The sequence below is a fragment of the Actinophytocola sp. genome (assembly GCF_035942955.1).
Classification (GTDB): Bacteria; Actinomycetota; Actinomycetes; order Mycobacteriales; family Pseudonocardiaceae; genus DASYTH01.
The window spans coordinates 1-16717 of the sequence record NZ_DASZCQ010000322.1; the positions used below are offsets into that span (position 1 = coordinate 1).

Consider the following 16717-nt stretch of genomic DNA (forward strand, 5'->3'; position numbering starts at 1 on the left):
CCCGCGGCCCGCTCGGCGTCGGCCGCGGCGCGCTCGGCGGCCAGCGCGGCGCCCTGGCGGCGCAGCGCGGCGGACAGGCGTCCGTCCTGGTCGGCGCGGATGGCCGCGACGAGCTCCGAGCCGTGCAGGAAGTCGTCCGGGTTGGCGGCGGTGAGCAGCACCTGCACGCCGCTCGGCCGGGACATGGCGGAGAACACCGCCGCGGAGTAGGCGTCGACCTCCTGCTGCTGCGCGGCGACGGTCGCGTCGGCCGCCTCGCGCTCGGCGCGGGCCCTGGCGAGTTGGTCGGTCGCTTTCTGCAACTCAACCTCGGCGAGATGGATCTGCCCGGCCAGGTCGCCGAGCTCCCGCTGGACGGCCGAGGCGGTGCGCTGGAGCTGGGCCACCTTGGGGTCGGCGAACGCCTCGCCCGGCCGGGTGTCCGGCACCGGCGCGCCGGGCGCGACGCCGGCCTCCACCCGGTCGGGATCGGGCTGCGCGGCGGCCGGCGGCTGGCTCACCAGCAGGGCGGCGAGCAGGAGCGCGACACCGGCCACGGCACCCGCCCGCGCTCCCGTCTCCACGTGTGGTCTAACGCCGCGAAAGCGATCACGTAACGGGTCACACCCGGCCGAGGCGGGCCAGAAGCACGGCGGAGGGCACCGGGTGGGCGCCCCGCCTGCGGACGGAGTCGGCGACGGCGCGGTCGGAGGTGACCACGACCACGGGGCGGCCCTCGGGCTCCGCGGTGACCAGGGCGCGGATCACGTCGTCGGCGAGGACGCCAGGGTCGCTGAACAGGACCCGCACGCCGCGCGGCGCGGCGGTCGGGACGGCGACCACGCCAGCGCCGTCGAACACGAGCGTGACCTCGGCCGACGTCCGGGCGGACAGCGCGGCCAGCTGGCGGATCAGCCGGTCGCGCTGGTCGGACAGGGACAGCTCGGGATAGCCGGTCTTGGTGACGTTGTAGCCGTCCACGACAAGGTGCACCGACGGCAGCGCGAGCAGCCGGTCAAGCGCGGCCGGGTCCTCCACCCGGCCGACGACGCCCTGCGCGGCGGTGGCGCCGCGGACCAGGTCGGCCGGGCGCGGACCGGCGCCGCCGAGGGCCAGCTCCCTGCGCAGCCCGGTGACGGCGCCGTCCAGCGTGTCGACCAGCAGCGCGAGCCGGACCTCGTCGGCCTGCCGGGCCTCGCGCGCGGACTGGCGGGCGATCTCGGCGTCGGCCTCGGCGCGTTCGGCCCTGGTCCGCTCGTGCTCGGCGCGGTCGCGCTCGCGGTCCCGCTGCTCGGTCAGGGCGGCCACCTCGGCCATGGCCTCGGCCCTGACCCGGTTGATCTCGGAGACCGCCCGCGCGGCCTCGTCGCGCGCCTCGCGCAGCTTGACGCCCTGCTCGCGCAGCTTCTTGCGGAGCCGCTCCAGCTCGGTCTCGCCCTCCGCGCGGACCCGGTCGGCAAGGCCGTGCGCCGCGTCCAGGTCGGCCTGCACCCGGCGCAGGTCGGCCTCGAGGCGTTCCAGCTTGGCCACGGCGGCGTCGCGTTCGGCGCGCAGGGTGGCGTCCGAGGCGCGTCGGGAGACCAGCTCCAGGTAGTGCTCCGCGGTGTCCTCGCCGAGCAGGACGGCGGCCGCGGCCACCGAGACCGGGTCGCCGCCGCCGAGGTCGAGCGCGGCCGGTCGGTGCTCGCGGCACCACTCCACGACCGCGGTGCGGAAGGCGATCGAGTCGCGCAGGCTGCCGATGATCGTGCCGGCGCCCAGCCGGGCACGCTTGGCCGGCGCGAACCGGGCGACGGCCCGGAGCTGCTGCGGGATGTCCACGCGCGGCAGGACGCCGATGGCCTCGGAGCCCAGCTCGGCAAGCCGGGTGCGGACCGCGTCGGGCAGCCGGCTCCAGTCCACAGTGGACCCGTTGGGATGGGCGTCATCCGCTCCGTCCACGGTGGACGGCTCGGCCGGCGCGGCGGGCGGCGTCGGCTCGACCGGCTCGGATGACGGTGCCATCCCCCAAGGTTAACCGGGTGGCCGTCATGACACTGTTTCTGTCGGTTTCTGTCGGTGCCGTGCCCTAGCGTCGCGCTCGATGTCCAGGCTTCGGGACGGCAAGAGCCAGCTCTCCTTCGACGAGCTCGGCACGCCGCTGCGGTCGACCACGTTCGTCGTGTTCGACCTCGAGACCACCGGCGGAAGCCCGGAGTCCGACACGGTCACCGAGATCGGCGCGGTCAAGGTGCGCGGCGGTGAGGTGCTCGGCGAGTTCGCCACGCTGGTCGACCCCGGCCGCGGCATCCCGCCGGAGATCGTCTCGCTGACCGGAATCACCAACGCGATGGTGTACACCGCCCCGAAGCTGGAGCAGGTGCTGCCGGCGTTCCTGGAGTTCAGCGTGGGTTCGGTGCTGGTGGCGCACAACTCCGGGTTCGACATCGGGTTCATGCGGGCGGCGTGCACCAGGTTCGGGTACCGCTGGCCGAAGCCGGCCGTGGTGTGCACGGCCAAGCTGGCCCGGCGGGTGCTCACCCGCGACGAGGCGCCGTCGTGCCGGCTGTCCGCCCTGGCCACGATGTTCCACGCGACCGTCGCCCCGATCCACCGCGCGCTGCCGGACGCCAAAGCCACCGTGGACGTGCTGCACGGGCTGCTGGAGCGGGTAGGTTCGTTGGGCGTGCACACGCTGGAGGAGCTGCTCGACTACATCCCGGACGTCACGCCGGAGCAGCGCCGCAAGCGCACCCTGGCGGAGCACCTGCCGCACGAGCCCGGCGTGTACCTGTTCCGGGGGCCGCGCGAAGAGGTCCTCTACGTGGGCACGGCGTCGGACCTGCGGCGCCGGGTGCGGCAGTACTTCACGGCAAGCGAGACCCGGCGGCGGCTGCGCGAGATGGTCCGGCTCGCGGTCCGGGTGGACGCGGTGACCTGCGCGCACCCGCTCGAGGCGGAGGTGCGCGAGCTGCGCCTGATCGCCGCGCACAAGCCGATGTACAACCGCCGGTCCAAGAATCCGCGCGGCACCTGGTGGATCACGCTGACCCACGAGGCCTTCCCGCGGCTGTCGGTGGTGCGCTCCCCGCGCGACGGCGCGCTCGGCCCGTTCCGCTCCTCCCGCCTCGCCGAGCAGGCCGCGCTCGCCCTGCAGGAGGCCACCGGCATCCGGCCGTGCACCGTGCGGATCCCGGCCCACGCACCGCACGGCCGGCCGTGCGCGCTGGCCGAGCTGGGCCGGTGCAAAGCGCCGTGCGCCGGCCGGCAGAGCGTCGAGGAGTACCGCCCGTCGGTCGAGGCGATCAACCTGCTGGTCGCCGGGCGGCGGCTGGACCCGTTGCGGCACTTGGCGGATCGGCTCGCCCGGCTGGCCGCGGCCGGCCGCTACGAGCAGGCGGCCCTCGACCGCGACCGGATGCGCACGCTGATCCGGGCGTTGGACCGGGGTCAGCGACTCGCCGCACTGGCCGCCGTGCCGGAGCTGGTCGCCGCCCGGCCGGACTCCCACGGTGGTTGGGAGTTCGCGGTCGTCCGGCATGGCCGGCTGGCCTCTGCCGGGGTGGCGCGCCGCGGCGTGCCGCCGATGCCCGTTGTCGAGGAGCTGATCGCCGCGGGCGAGACCGTGCGGCCGGGCGCCGGGCCGTTGCGCGGCGCCCCGGCCGAGGAGGTGGCCGCGGTGCTGCGTTGGCTGGACCGGCCCGGCACCCGGATGGTCCGCTGCTCCCAGCCGTGGACCGAGCCCGCCCACTGCGCGGCGAGCTGGCGCCCCTGGCTGGAGCGGGCCGAGCCGTCGGTCAGCGACGGATCGCGATGACGTTGTACGGGGTGGTCGGCTCCGGCGGCGTGTTGAAGCGGGCGTTGGGCAGGTAGAGGCGGTTGCCGAAGGCGGCGACCGTGGTGGGGATGTCGAATCGCGGGTCGGTGCGGTGCTCGACGACCCGGCCGGCGGTTCCGGCGTGGTTGAGGCGGATCACGGCGACCCGGTTGAGCTGGTTCTGCACGGCGAACAGCGTGCGGCCGTCGAGCAGCAGGCCGTCGCCGTTGGTGAGCAGCTCGCCGCCGAGGTCGACCAGCAGCGCCGCGCCGGTGCGCGGGTCGACCCGGAACAGCTTGCCGGTGGCGGACTGGACGATCAGCAGGGCGCGCCCGTCCGGGGTGCGGGCGATGCCGTTGGCGTTGAACCCCGCGACGTGCACGTAGTCGCCGGACAGCGCGACGTTGGTCACCTCACCGCGACTCAGCCGGTAGAGGACGGGGTTCATGGAGTCGGTGAACCAGGCGGCCCCCGGGGTGAGCACGACGTCGTTGACGAAGCTCGTGCCGGTGGTGAACTGGTGGCTGGCGAGGATCTCGCCGGTGCGCAGGTCGATGACTCGGCCGTTGCCCGCGGTGCCGCCGGCCACGAAGATCCGGCGATTGTCGGTCTTCAGCCCGACCGACGGGGTGCCGGGGCCCGCGCTGACCACCTGTCCGGTGCCGGTGACCAGGTTCGCCCGGTAGATCCGCCCGTCGGCCCGCGACCCGAAGTACGCGAACGGCCCCGGCCCGGTGGCGATCCCCTCGGGCAGGAACCCGTTCGGCAGCGGAAACTCCGTCGGGAACACGTGGTCCGCGCTCGCCGGGCTGGCAAGGGCGGTCGTGGCAACCGGCACGGCGACGGCGGCGGCCAGGAACGTACGGCGACGGAACATGATCGGGATCCCTTCCGTTGTCGGTCCCCCGCTGGGGCACTACGACAACGAACCCGATCCGGTTCGAACGAAGATCCCCCAAGTCCGCACACCGAACCACGGGACGGGTCCGGAGCCGTTCTCCGAATCCCGCACCGCTGCCCGGTCACACCGAACGCCACCTCGACGCGGCCGCTGTTGACACCACCGCTACGGCTGCTCCTACGCCACCACGGGGCAAGCTCGCCGAGGCGAGAAGCTCGACGCTATCCTCGCCATCCCCCAACCCGGCTAGCGGCAACTCAAGGGACAAGATCGACCGTCACGACCCGGAACCGAGCCGAGGAGGACCGCGCGGTCCGTCGTCAGCTCGCCCAGCACCGAGACGACACGATTCCTCCATGAGTTGATCGAGGGACTCAAACATCAGCAGCTGCACGACGCCACGACGATCGTGGACATCCTCAGGACGTGTCGTTGGAGAAACTCGATCCGGACGCCGCCCGCGGGCTCAAGATCAAGCTATCGAAGAAGCTGAACCCAGGCAGCCACTACCCAATCCGATGAGGAACACCATGGACGAATGGCTCGCCGCTGTGCACGCTTGCCAGGTCCGGCGCCAGGCTTGAATTCGGCACGCTGATCATGCGCACCGGAATCGTCTCCGGCGGGATGGACGCGAGAAGGACGCCTTCGGGACGCTCGATGCCATGAAGGCGTCCCGCATCGCGATCAGGCGGGGCCGATCTTGCGGGTGGTGTCCTCGCCGGCCAGCTCGGGGCTGGGTTCGGCGCCGTGCTGGGCCGCGCGGGCGCGGGCAAGGGCGGCGGTCTCGTCCGCGGGGTCGGGGCGCAGCAGGGACCCGGCGACGGGTTCGCCGGCGGAGCCGAGCTTGTTCATCTTCTTGGGGACGGGGGCGCCCTGGTACTCCAGCGGGATCGGATGGCCGTGCGCGTCGACCCCGCCGAGGGGCTGGTGGATCTCGATGAACTCGCCGTGTGGGAGGCGTTTGATGATGCCGGTTTCGACGCCGTGCTCGAGGACCGCGCGGTCGGAGCGTTGCAGGCCGAGGCAGAGGCGGTAGGTGATGAAGTAGGCCAGCGGCGGGAGCAGGAGCAGGCCGATGCGGCCGATCCAGGTCGTCGCGTTGAGCGAGATGTGGAACTTGTCGGCCAGGACGTCGTTGGCGGCGGACAGCAGCGACACCATGAAGTAGGTGATGGCCATGACGCCGAGGCTGGTGCGCACGGGCACGTCGCGGGGGCGCTGGAGCAGGTTGTGGTGCGCGTAGTCCTTGGTGAACTTCTTCTCGATCCACGGGTAGACTGCGGCGATCGCGGTCAGCATGGGCAAGCCCATCATGAACGGGAAGAACGCCGCGGGAATGATGTAGTTGCCGAGGTCGATCTCCCAGGCGGGCCACAGTCGGAGCAACCCGTCGGTCCACCCCATGTACCAGTCCGGCACGGTGCCCGCGGACACGTCGGCCGCGCTGAACGGCCCGAAGTTCCAGATCGGGTTGATCTGGAACAGGCCACCGAGCAGCGCGGTCACCCCGATCACGACCGCGGTGAAGCCGCCGGCCTTGACCGCGAAGATCGGCATGATGCGCACGCCGACCACGTTGGTCTCCTTGCGGCGCACGCCGGGGAACTGGGTGTGCTTCTGGTACCAGACCAGGCCGACGTGCACCGCGATCAGCGCCAGCATCAGGCCGGGGATCAGCAGGATGTGCAGCGTGTACAGCCGGGGAATGATCTCCGTGCCGGGGAACTCGCTGCCGAACAGCAGCCAGCTCGACCAGGTGCCGATCACCGGGATCGAGATGATCAGGCTTGCGGTGATCCGCAGTCCGGCGCCGGACAGCAGGTCGTCCGGCAGGGAGTAGCCGAACAGGCCCTCGGTGGCGCCGAGCACGAACAGCAGCACGCCGATGACCCAGTTGATCTCACGCGGGCGGCGGAACGCGCCGGTGAAGAACGTCCGGAACATGTGCACGACGATCGCGGCCATGAACAGCAGCGCGGACCAGTGGTGCACCTGGCGGACGAACAAGCCGCCGCGCACGTCGAACGTGATGAACAGGGTCGACTCGTACGCCCTGGTCATCGGGACGCCCTGCAGGTTCTGGAAGCTGCCCTGGTAGGTGACCTCCGCCATGGAGGGGTCGAAGAACAGCGCCAGGTAGGTGCCGGACAGCAGCAGCACGATGAAGCTGTACAGCGCGATCTCGCCGAGCAGGAACGACCAGTGCGTCGGGAAGACCTTGTTCAGCTGCCGGCGCAGCCCACCGGCGAGGTGGTACCGGTCGTCGGTCCACTTCGCCGCGCCACCCGCCAGCCGGGTGGCCATGCTCGTGGGCTTCGTGGGCGTTGTGAGTCCACTCATGACTTACGCTCGCTCCCAGAATGCCGGCCCGATAGCCTCGATGAAATCACGCTTGGCGTAGAAGTAGCCAGTCTCCGGGTCCACGTCGATCGGCAGTTGGGCCAGCTTGCGGGTGGCCGGGCCGAAGATCGGCTTGGCGTACTCCAGCGCGTTGAACTGCGACTGGTGGCAGGGGCACAGGATCCGGTTGGTTCGCTGCTCGTACAGCGAGGTCGGGCAGCCGAGGTGGCTGCAGATCTTGGTGTAGGCGTAGAAGTCGCCGTAGTTGAAGTCCTCCTGGCCCTGGTGCTTGATCACCCGGCGGGCGTCGTCGGGGCGTAGGCGGATCAGCATGACCGGGTTGTCGGCCCGCTGCAGCGCCAGGAGCAGCTTGTGCTCGTCGCCGCGCTCGGACTCGCGGAACGGGAACACCGTCTCCATCGCACCCGCGTCCAAATCCTCCGGGCGGACCAGGGAGACCTCGCCCGGGCGGCCGGTGTCGCGGCGCAGGAACACCTTCTCGGTGCTGCCGGGCGGGTTCTGCCAGCCGGTGTGCCACAGCCCGTCCGGACCCTCGGACTGGGCGTGCGGGTTGCGCACGAACGCGCCCAGGGTGAACACCCCGAGGCCGAGCCCGAGCACGCCGGCCCCGGCGCCGGCCGAGCGCTTGATCAGCGAGCGCCGGGCGATCCCGCTGCGTTCGCCGGTCTCGGACAGCTGGGCGAGGATCGTCGCCTTGTCCAGCTCGTTGGAGCCGCCGTCGTGCCGCTCCTGCACCGCGATCTCGTGCGGGAGGAACTTCTTGGTGTACGACATCACGCCGATGCCGAGGCCGAGAATGGACAGGCCCAGCGTGAGGCCCAGCAGCGGCGTGTACCAGTAGTAGGCCTGGAACTCCTCGTCCCGCGGCGGCTCGTACTTCGACGGCCACCAGATGAAGATGACGACGAACGCGAGCCCGGCCAGCGCGGAGAGCGTGAACCAGAAGGCGATCTGCCGCTCGGCGCGCTTCTCCGCCCTTGTTCCCTTGACCGGCCACGGGTCGGGGGCCTCGACCACCTCGACCCCGTCGAGCCGGGCGCCGAGCCGGGACAGCTCGTCGCGGTCCATGTCGGCGAGCTCGGCCTCGCTCGGCAGGTCCGGCTTGTCTGAGTTCATTGGTCGCTCCCGCTGATGATGCTCAATGCTTGGCCCCAATCCACAGGGTGATGCCGAGCAGCGCGGCCATTCCCACGATGAACGCGATCAAGCCCTCCGACTGCGGCCCGAGGCCGCCGATCGGGTTGCCACCGGGGTTGTTGTTCCCGTCGGTCACCGACTTGACGTAGGCGATGATGTCCTTCTTCTCCTCGGGGGTGAGCTGGCGCTCGGAGAACCTCGGCATGCTCTCCGGCCCGGAGAGCATGGCGGCGTAGATCTCGTCCTCCGTGGAGCCGTCGAGCTCCGGGGCGAACTTGCCGGAGGACAGCGCGCCGCCGCGGCCGGTGAAGTTGTGGCACGAGGCGCAGTTGAGCCGGAACAGCTCGCCGCCGCGGGCCGGGTCGGTGCCGCGCAGCTCCTCGCCGCGCTCCTCGGGCATGGTGGGCCCGCCGCCCTGCGACTGGATGAACGCCATCAGCTTCTCGATCTCGTCCGGCGTGAGCACCCTTGGCTTCTCGTCCATCTGCGCGCCCTGCTGCACCGCCGGCATCCGGCCGGTCTCGGTCTGGAAGTACACGGCGGCCTCGCCGATGCCCACCAGGCTCGGTCCCCGGCCGTCCACGCCCTCGAGGTTCTTGCCGTGGCACGAGATGCACGTGGTGTTGTAGATCTGCCGGCCCTGCTGGACGGCCACCGAGTCCGGCTGGTTGGCCTGCGCGGTCTGCGGAGCCGGCAGCACCAGGCTGTACAGCGCGCCGGCGCCGATGAGGGCGACGGCCAGCGCCAGCAGGCCGGCGACCCGGCGGTGCAGCTTCGAGCGGCTCCGTAGCCTCTTCATGATCATCTGTGCGGGCACCCTTGCGCTCACGGGATGAAATAGATCACGGTGAACAGGCCGATCCAGACGACGTCGACGAAGTGCCAGTAGTAGGACACGACGATCGCCGAGGTGGCCTGGGCGGGCGTGAACTTGCTCAGCTTGGTGCGCCACAGCAGGAAGACGAACGCGACCAGTCCCCCGGTGACGTGCAGGCCGTGGAACCCGGTGGTCATGTAGAACACCGTGGCGTAGGCCGAGTCGGGGATCGTGGTCCCCTCCTCGATCAGGCTGCGGTACTCGTTGGCCTGACCGAGCACGAAGAACGTGCCCATGATCAAGGTGAGCACGTACCACCTGCGCAACCCGAACACGTCGCCCTTCTCCGCCGCGAACACACCCATCTGACAGGTGAAGGACGAGGCGACGAGCACGATCGTGACAACCAGCGCGTAGGGCCGGTTCAGCACCGCGTCGTCCGGCGGCGGCCACGGGCCCGCGTTCTGCGCCTTCACCGTGAAGAACATGGCGAACAGGCCGGCGAAGAACATCAGCTCACTGGACAGCCAGATGATCGTGCCGACGCTGACCATGTTCGGCCGGTTCAGCGAGTGCACACGCTGGCTGATGGAGGGCGCTGCGGACGTCACGCGGGCATTATGTCTTGCTGTAGTCGCCGTCGCCGGATCGGGTCCGCGGCGCGTCGCGGGCCGCTCCGGATAGCATTCGTGCCCATCAACGCTGGTCGATTGCCGAGGGGCGCCCCGATGAGCTCGCAGCCGCTGAAGATCCTTGTGTACAGCCACCGGCAGCCGGTCCGGGAGACCATCATCACAGCCGTCGGCCGCCGCCCGGCCGCCGACATCGGGCGGGTCGACTTCGTCGAGGCGGACACCGTCGCCGAGGTGTTGATGATCATGGACGCCGGCGGGGTCGACCTGGCGATCCTCGACGGCGAGGCCCAGCCGACCGGCGGCATCGGGCTGTGCCGCCAGCTCAAGCACGAGATCGACGACTGCCCGCCGATCGTCATCGCGGTGCGGCGCAAGGACGACCGCTGGCTGGCCACCTGGTCGCAGGCGGATGCGGTGATCATCTACCCGCTCGACCCGCTGGCCGCCGCGGAGACCGTCGCCGACGTGCTGCGCAACCGGCGGCTTCCGGTGGTGCGCGGCTGACATGGGCACCACCGGGAGCCGGTCCTGGCCGGCATTGCTCAACCAGCTCGTGGCCCGGCAGGACCTCGCCGCCGAGGACACCTCGTGGGCGATGAACGAGATCATGTCGGGCAACGCGACCCCGTCCCAGATCGGCGCGTTCGCGGTGGCGCTGCGGGCCAAGGGCGAGACCGCCGACGAGGTGGCCGGGATGGCCTCGGCGATGCTCGGGCACGCCCTGCGGGTGACGGTCCCGATGCCGGCGGCCGACGTGGTGGGCACCGGCGGGGACCAGTCCCGCACCGTGAACTTCTCCACGATGAGCGCCCTTGTGGTCGCGGCCGCCGGGATCCCGGTGGTCAAGCACGGCAACCGGGCGGCGTCCTCCCAGTGCGGCTCGGCCGACGTGCTCGAGGCGCTCGGCGTGGCCATCGAGCTGTCCCCGGCCGCGGTGGCGACCTGCGTCGAGGAGCTGGGTATCGGCTTCTGCTTCGCCAAGGCGTTCCACCCGGCGCTGCGGCACGCCGGGCCGACCCGCACCGAGATCGGCATCCCGACCGTGTTCAACGTGCTGGGGCCGCTGACCAACCCGGCCCAGCCGGCCGCCGGCCTGGTTGGCTGCGCGAACCCGCGGATGGCCCCGATCATGGCCGAGGTCCTGGCTGGCCGCGGCTTCAGCATGCTCGTGGTCCGCGGTGACGACGGCCTCGACGAGATCACCACCACCACGACGACCACGGCCTGGGTCGTCTCCGGCGGCTCGGTCCGCCCCGACAAGATCGACCCGGCCCGCCTCGGCCTGCCCGCGGCCCGCCTCGACGACCTGATCGGCGGCGACGCCGCGGCCAACGCCGGCGCGGTGCGCACGGTGCTGTCCGGCACCCCCGGCCCCATCCGCGACATGGTCCTGCTCAACGCCGCCGCCGCGATCGCCGCCTTCCGCGGCCTGTCCGACGACCTGCACACGGACCTGGCCGCCGGCCTCGCCGCCGCCACCGAGGCCATCGACTCGGGCGCCGCCCACGACCTCCTCGACCGGTGGATCAGCCGCTCAACCGAACTGTCGTGAGCTGGGGTTAGTCCGTGGCGTTCGGCCGGGTGTGGTACTCGAAGACCAGGCCGCCGACCGTGAGCAGCAGGCAGACCACGGCGATGACGAGCAGCCAGACCTGCCAGAAGGCCATGGCGAGGGCGGCGAGGGCGGCGGCCGCGGCGACGCCGACCGGCCAGTAGCTGCCGGGGCTGAAGAAGCCCAGCTCGCCGGCGCCGTCGGCGATCTCGGCGTCCGGGTTGTCCTCGGCGCGCCCCGCGGTGCGGCGGGCGACGAAGTGGAAGTACGACGCGACGAGCAACGACAGGCCGCCGGTGAGGATCAGACCGACGATGCCGACGACCTCCTTGGCCCACAACCCGTAGATGATCGCGGCCAAGAAGAAGAACACGGTGATGACGTCGAAGAGCCTGGCCTCGACCTTCATGCTGGGTGCACCCTTTCCATCACGTCGGGCCCGCTCAGCGCGCCGTGTTGCGCCTGGTGTCGAACGGCTGGGTGGTCGTGGCGAGCGGTGAGCACAGCGCGCCGCAGCTCGGATCGGTCGACTGCAGCTCGGCCAGCGCCTCGGCCGCCGTGTACGGCTCCCGGGTCTGCGGGTTCTGGCGCTGCCGCAACTCCAGGTACCGTTCGAACCGGTCCGGGTTGAGCGCGCGCACCTCGAAGTTCATGGCCGAGTGGTAGATCCCGCACAGCTCCGCGCACCGGCCGACGAACGAGCCCTCCCGGTCGATCTGGTTCTGGAAGGTGCCGTCCTGGTTGTTCTTCTCCGGGTTGGGGAACACGTCGCGCTTGAAGTTGAACTCCGGCACGAAGAACGAGTGGATGACGTCGCGGGCGCGCAGGTTGTACTCGATGGTCCGCTGGGTGGGCAGCACCAGGATCGGAATCTCCGAGGACGTGCCGAGCGTGCGGACCGGCTGGCCGTCCCCCGTGTTGGTGCCGCGGTAGGCGAACTCCCAGTTCCACTGGAACGCGGTGACGTCCACGGTGACGTCGACGTCGTCCGGCCCTGCCTCGGCCAGCACGTAGTTCTGCGTCGTCATGGTGAAGTAGAACAGGATCACCACCATGATCGCCGGGATGCCGGTGTAGAAGAACTCGAGGAAGTGGTTGTACTGGAACTGCCTCGGCAGCGTGTCGCCGCGCCTGCGGTGCGCGACGACCGGCCAGAGGATCAGCGTCCAGACGATCACGCCGACGCCCAGCGCGGCGACCGTGGACCAGGTCCAGAAGGTCAGCATCCGCTCGCCCTGGGGGGTGACCGGGTCCGGCCAGCCGAACCGGAGCACTTCCTCGGCGGAGCAACCGGTCGCCGTGAGGGCAACGAACCCGGCAAGACCGCCGATCTTGGCTAGGCGCTTTGCCGGCGTGCGCACCATGGGCACAGCTGCTCCTCCTCGCTCCCACGTTCGTCCAGGGCGGAGCTTACCGAGGAGCGGACGTGAGGCCCGGGTGGGTGGGTCGGTCTCGCGGGAGCGACCGGAAACACGGGGGAGGCGGTGGCCGCCGCCAGGGGCGCGCCGGACATACTGGCCGGGAACTCCAAATGCGGTCGACACGAGAGGTGCGACGGAAGCGTGTGTGGTCTGCTTGGCCTGGTCTGCCCCTCCGATCTCGACGCCGCCACGGCCCGGTCCGCGGTCGGCTCGGCGGTGCGCTGCCAGCGCCATCGCGGGCCGGACGAGACCGGCACCTGGTCGGGTGGTGAGGTCGTCTTCGGCTTCAACCGGCTGTCGATCATCGACATCGAGCACTCGCACCAGCCGCTGCTGTGGGGGCCGCCGGAGTCCCCGGAGCGGTACGCGATCCTGTTCAACGGCGAGATCTACAACTACCTCGAGCTGCGCGCCGAGCTGGCCGACATGCACATGGCACAGTTCAACACCGAGGGCGACACCGAGGCGGTCGTGGCCGCGTACCACTACCTCGGACCCTCGGCGGTCGGGCGGCTGCGCGGCATGTTCGCGTTCCTGATCTGGGACAGCGAGCGCGGCACGCTGTTCGGCGCCAGGGACCCGTTCGGGATCAAGCCGCTGTTCTACGCCAGCGGCCCCGGCGGGGTGGCGTTCTCCAGCGAGAAGAAGTCGCTGCTCGAGCTCGCGCCGCTGCTGGGCATCGCGACCGAGCTGGACCGCACCGCGCTGCAGCACTACCTGGTGCTGCAGTACGTCCCGGAGCCGGAGTCGCTGCACACCCAGATCAGGCGGATCGAGTCCGGCACCTGCTTCACCGTCTCCCCCGGCGACCAGCCGATGATCAAGCGGTACTTCAAGCCGGAGTTCCGCCCGCGGCCGGTGACCGACTCCACCGACGCCGAGCGGCTCTACGACGAGATCGCCGACGTCATGCGCGACTCGGTGGCCAAGCACATGCGGGCCGACGTCACGGTCGGGTCGTTCCTGTCCGGCGGCATCGACTCCACCGCGATCGCCGCGCTGGCCAAGGAGCACAACCCGAACCTGATCACCTTCACCACCGGCTTCGAGCGGGAGGGCTACTCCGAGGTCGACGTCGCGGCCGAGTCCGCCGCCGCGATCGGCGTCAAGCACGTCGTCCGCACGGTCAACGCCGACGAGATGATGGCCGCGCTGCCGTTGATCGTCTGGTACCTCGACGACCCGGTGGCCGACCCGGCGCTGGTGCCGCTGTGGTTCATCGCCCGCGAGGCGCGCAAGCACGTCAAGGTGGTGCTGTCCGGTGAGGGGGCCGACGAGCTGTTCGGCGGCTACACGATCTACCGCGAGCCGCTGTCGCTGCGCCCGTTCGAGCGGGTGCCCGGCTCGCTGCGGCGCGCGATGGGCGCGTTCTCCCGGCACATCCCCGAGGGCACCCGCGGCAAGGACCTGCTGCGCCGCGGCGCGCTGTCGCTGGAGGAGCGCTACTACGGCAACGCCCGGATCTTCCGCGACGACCAGCTGCGCACGGTGCTGCAGACGTTCGACCCGCACATCGGGCACGCCGACGTCACCGCCGGCCCGTACCGGGAGTCGCGGACCTGGGACCCGGTGACCCGGATGCAGCACGTCGACCTGTTCACCTGGCTGCGCGGCGACATCCTGGTCAAGGCCGACAAGATGACCATGGCCAACTCGCTGGAGCTGCGGGTGCCGTTCCTCGACCCCGAGGTGTTCGCGGTCGCCTCCCGGATCCCCCTCGACCAGAAGGTCACCAAGGAGACCACCAAGTACGCGCTGCGCCGCGCGCTGGACGGGATCGTCCCCGCCCACGTGCTGAACCGGCGCAAGCTCGGCTTCCCCGTCCCGATCCGGCTGTGGCTGCGCGACGAGATGTACGACTGGGCGCGCGACATCGTGGTCAAGTCGCAGACCGACCGGGAGCTGGACCGCAACGCCGTCCTGCGCCTGCTCGAGGAGCACCGGGCCGGATCGCTCGACCACAGCCGCCGCATCTGGGCGCTGCTGGTCTACATGCTGTGGCACGGGATCTTCATCGAGGACCGGATCAAGCCCGAGGTGCCCGAGCCGCACTACCCGGTGAAGCTCTAGGCCGGAAGGATCTTCTCGATCTCGGCGGCGGCGTCCGGGCCGTATGCGCCGCCGATGCGGGTGACGGCCTCGGTCCGGTCGAAGGTCCACTCCTGGGTGCCGACGGTCTCCAGGACCAGCACGGCGATGTAGGAGCCGAGCTGGGCGGCGTGCTCCTGGCTCAGGCCCTTGGTCAGGCCGGCGAGGAAACCGGCGCGGAACCCGTCGCCGACGCCGGTCGGGTCGGCCTTGGCGGTCTCGGGCACGGCGTCCACGTGCAGGGTCTCGCCGGCCGCCGAGACGATCTCCACACCCTTCTCCCCCAGCGTGGTGACCCGCGCGCCGACCCGCTTCATCACCTCCGCCTCGGCCCAGCCGGTCTTGCGGAGCAGCAGCTCCCACTCGTAGTCGTTGGAGAACAGGTAGCTCGCGCCGGAGATGAACTGACGGATGTGCTCGCCGTCCATTCTGGCCAGCTGCTGCGAGGGGTCGACGGCGAAGGTGTAGCCGCGCTGGCGGCACTCCTCGGCGTGGCGGATCATGGCGGCCGGGTCGTCGGGGCTGATCATCACCAGCTCAAGCCCGCCGGCCGCGGCGGCGACCGGGGCCAGCTCGATGAGCCGGGCCTCGGCCATCGCGCCGGCGTAGAACGAGGCGATCTGGCACATGTCGTCGTCGGTGGTGCAGACGAACCGGGCGGTGTGCGCGACCTCGGAGACCCGCACGCCTGCGCAGTCGACGCCGTGGCGCTCCAGCCACGAGCGGTAGTCGGCGAAGTCGTCACCGACCGCGCCGACCAGGATCGGCTGGCAGCCGAGCACGGCCATGCCGAACGCGATGTTGGCGCCGATTCCGCCCCGGCGCACTACCAGGTCATCGACGAGGAAGCTGAGCGACACCCGGTGCAGCTGCTCGGCCACGAGCTGCTCGGAGAACTTCCCCGGGAAGTGCATCAAATGATCGGTGGCGATACTTCCAGTGACGGCAACGGGCACAAGGATTCACCCTACCCGGTGCTCGGGACGCGCAATGTTCCTGTCAGTGGAAGGAGTCGCCGCAGGCGCAGGAGCCGGTGGCGTTGGGGTTGTCGATCGTGAAGCCCTGCTTCTCGATGGAGTCGACGAAGTCGATCGTGGCGCCCTGCACGTAGGGGGCGCTCATCCGGTCGACGGCCACCCGCAGGCCGTTGAAGTCGCGGAACAGGTCGCCGTCGAGCGTGCGCTCGTCGAAGAAGAGCTGGTAGCGCAGGCCGGCGCAGCCTCCGGGCTGGACGGCGATGCGCAGGTGCATGTCGTCGCGGCCCTCCTGGTCGAGCAGCGCCTTCGCCTTGGCGGCGGCGGCCTCGGTCAGCTCCACGCCGTGGGTAGCCGTCTCGGTGTGCTGCTGCGCGGCGGTCATGGTTCTCCCTCGAGGTTCGCTACTACACCCGAACAACCGGGATAGTCGGCGTTTTGTTCCATGGTGACACAGTGCCCACCGAGCGGGTGTCACGCCGTGCTCGACTGCCGGTGAAGAACCTCACAGTGTTGTTGCATTCAACGTCAGGGTCAGGGCTGGAAGCACCACTCGACGTCGCCGACCGGCGCCTGACACCCCACCAACCCCTCGGCGAGCCTCCGGCCCGGCCCCGGCGCCGGTACGCCCTCACAGGCGCCACTGCCGGGCCACATCCGCGGCGAGCGCGGTCAGGGTACCGGCCGGGTCGGACATCGAGGCCTCGACCGAGCCGGCGTGCTCGGCCACCGAGTAGGCCCGCTCCACCCCGGCCGCGGCGGCCTCCCGGCGCCCGACGGCGACCTGCCCGGCCAGCGCGACGCACGGCAGGCCGCGCTCGGCCGCGGCCGACGCCACGCTGGTGACCAGCTTGCCGCGCAGCGACTGCCAGTCGAAGCTGCCCTCACCGGTGATCACCAGCTGCACCCCGTCCATGGCCGCGTCCAGGCCGGTCAGCCGGCGCACGAGGCCCGCCCCGGACTCGAGGGTGGCGCCGAGGGCGAGCAGCGCGGCGCCGAGACCGCCGGCGGCCCCGGCGCCCGGCTCGTCGCGGACCTCGCGCCCGGTGGCCT

At 71.0% G+C, this 16717-nt stretch carries 15 protein-coding genes and 1 pseudogene; 4 read left to right on the forward strand and 12 right to left on the reverse strand.

Annotated features, from left to right (window positions below; genetic code table 11):
- Both VGX25_RS32065 and VGX25_RS32070 read right to left on the reverse strand, forming a co-directional pair.
- Positions 1-563 (reverse strand): annotated as a pseudogene (locus VGX25_RS32065) (D-alanyl-D-alanine carboxypeptidase); the annotation flags it as partial.
- Positions 564-600: 37 nt separating this feature from the next.
- A complete protein-coding gene (locus VGX25_RS32070) occupies positions 601-1983 on the reverse strand; it encodes an NYN domain-containing protein (protein WP_326921710.1) in 1383 nt (460 codons plus the stop codon).
- 79 nt (positions 1984-2062) lie between these two features.
- Between VGX25_RS32070 and VGX25_RS32075 the strand changes: the two genes are divergently transcribed.
- Complete coding sequence (locus tag VGX25_RS32075; protein WP_326921711.1) at positions 2063-3775, forward strand: DEDD exonuclease domain-containing protein; 1713 nt, start codon at positions 2063-2065, stop codon at positions 3773-3775.
- Here the strand turns inward: VGX25_RS32075 and VGX25_RS32080 are convergent.
- The 5 genes from VGX25_RS32080 to VGX25_RS32100 form a co-directional block, all read right to left on the reverse strand.
- Positions 3756-4652 carry a superoxide dismutase gene (locus tag VGX25_RS32080; protein WP_326921712.1) on the reverse strand — a complete coding sequence of 299 codons (897 nt, stop codon included), beginning with the start codon at positions 4650-4652 and terminating at the stop codon, positions 3756-3758. The two genes, VGX25_RS32075 and VGX25_RS32080, sit on opposite strands and share 20 nt — an antisense overlap.
- Before the next feature lie 711 nt (positions 4653-5363).
- Positions 5364-7019 (reverse strand): cytochrome bc complex cytochrome b subunit, encoded by a 1656-nt coding sequence (locus VGX25_RS32085; RefSeq protein WP_326921713.1) that lies wholly within the window; start codon positions 7017-7019, stop codon positions 5364-5366.
- A gap of 3 nt (positions 7020-7022) precedes the next feature.
- Complete coding sequence (locus VGX25_RS32090; RefSeq protein ID WP_326921714.1) at positions 7023-8156, reverse strand: ubiquinol-cytochrome c reductase iron-sulfur subunit; 1134 nt, start codon at positions 8154-8156, stop codon at positions 7023-7025.
- A 22-nt stretch (positions 8157-8178) separates the two neighbouring features.
- A complete protein-coding gene (locus tag VGX25_RS32095; RefSeq protein WP_326921715.1) occupies positions 8179-8982 on the reverse strand; it encodes a cytochrome c in 804 nt (267 codons plus the stop codon).
- Between the two features lie 20 nt (positions 8983-9002).
- On the reverse strand, positions 9003-9548 hold the full coding sequence (locus VGX25_RS32100) for a heme-copper oxidase subunit III (RefSeq protein ID WP_326921723.1): 546 nt from the start codon (positions 9546-9548) through the stop codon (positions 9003-9005).
- 174 nt (positions 9549-9722) lie between these two features.
- Between VGX25_RS32100 and VGX25_RS32105 the strand changes: the two genes are divergently transcribed.
- The gene (locus VGX25_RS32105; RefSeq protein WP_326921716.1) at positions 9723-10133 is read left to right on the forward strand and encodes a hypothetical protein; all 411 of its coding nucleotides are present in this window, start codon (positions 9723-9725) and stop codon (positions 10131-10133) included.
- Position 10134: 1 nt separating this feature from the next.
- Positions 10135-11181 (forward strand): anthranilate phosphoribosyltransferase, encoded by a 1047-nt coding sequence (gene trpD, locus VGX25_RS32110; protein WP_326921717.1) that lies wholly within the window; start codon positions 10135-10137, stop codon positions 11179-11181.
- Between the two features lie 7 nt (positions 11182-11188).
- On the opposite strand, the gene VGX25_RS32115 is transcribed toward trpD, so the two are convergent.
- Both VGX25_RS32115 and VGX25_RS32120 read right to left on the reverse strand, forming a co-directional pair.
- Positions 11189-11590: a cytochrome c oxidase subunit 4 gene (locus VGX25_RS32115; protein ID WP_326921718.1), complete on the reverse strand. Its 402-nt coding sequence runs from the start codon at positions 11588-11590 to the stop codon at positions 11189-11191.
- Between the two features lie 34 nt (positions 11591-11624).
- Positions 11625-12545, reverse strand: a complete 921-nt coding sequence (locus tag VGX25_RS32120; RefSeq protein ID WP_326921724.1) for a cytochrome c oxidase subunit II — start codon at positions 12543-12545, stop codon at positions 11625-11627.
- A 198-nt stretch (positions 12546-12743) separates the two neighbouring features.
- Between VGX25_RS32120 and asnB the strand changes: the two genes are divergently transcribed.
- Positions 12744-14672: an asparagine synthase (glutamine-hydrolyzing) gene (gene asnB / locus VGX25_RS32125; RefSeq protein ID WP_326921719.1), complete on the forward strand. Its 1929-nt coding sequence runs from the start codon at positions 12744-12746 to the stop codon at positions 14670-14672.
- On the opposite strand, the gene VGX25_RS32130 is transcribed toward asnB, so the two are convergent.
- The 3 genes from VGX25_RS32130 to VGX25_RS32140 all read right to left on the reverse strand — a co-directional run.
- Complete coding sequence (locus tag VGX25_RS32130) at positions 14669-15604, reverse strand: carbohydrate kinase family protein (RefSeq protein ID WP_326921720.1); 936 nt, start codon at positions 15602-15604, stop codon at positions 14669-14671. The two genes, asnB and VGX25_RS32130, sit on opposite strands and share 4 nt — an antisense overlap.
- Positions 15605-15689: 85 nt before the next feature.
- Positions 15690-16049, reverse strand: a complete 360-nt coding sequence (locus VGX25_RS32135; protein WP_326921721.1) for an iron-sulfur cluster assembly accessory protein — start codon at positions 16047-16049, stop codon at positions 15690-15692.
- Between the two features lie 246 nt (positions 16050-16295).
- Positions 16296-16717: glycerate kinase (locus tag VGX25_RS32140; protein ID WP_326921722.1), on the reverse strand; the 422-nt coding region annotated here is incomplete at its 5' end.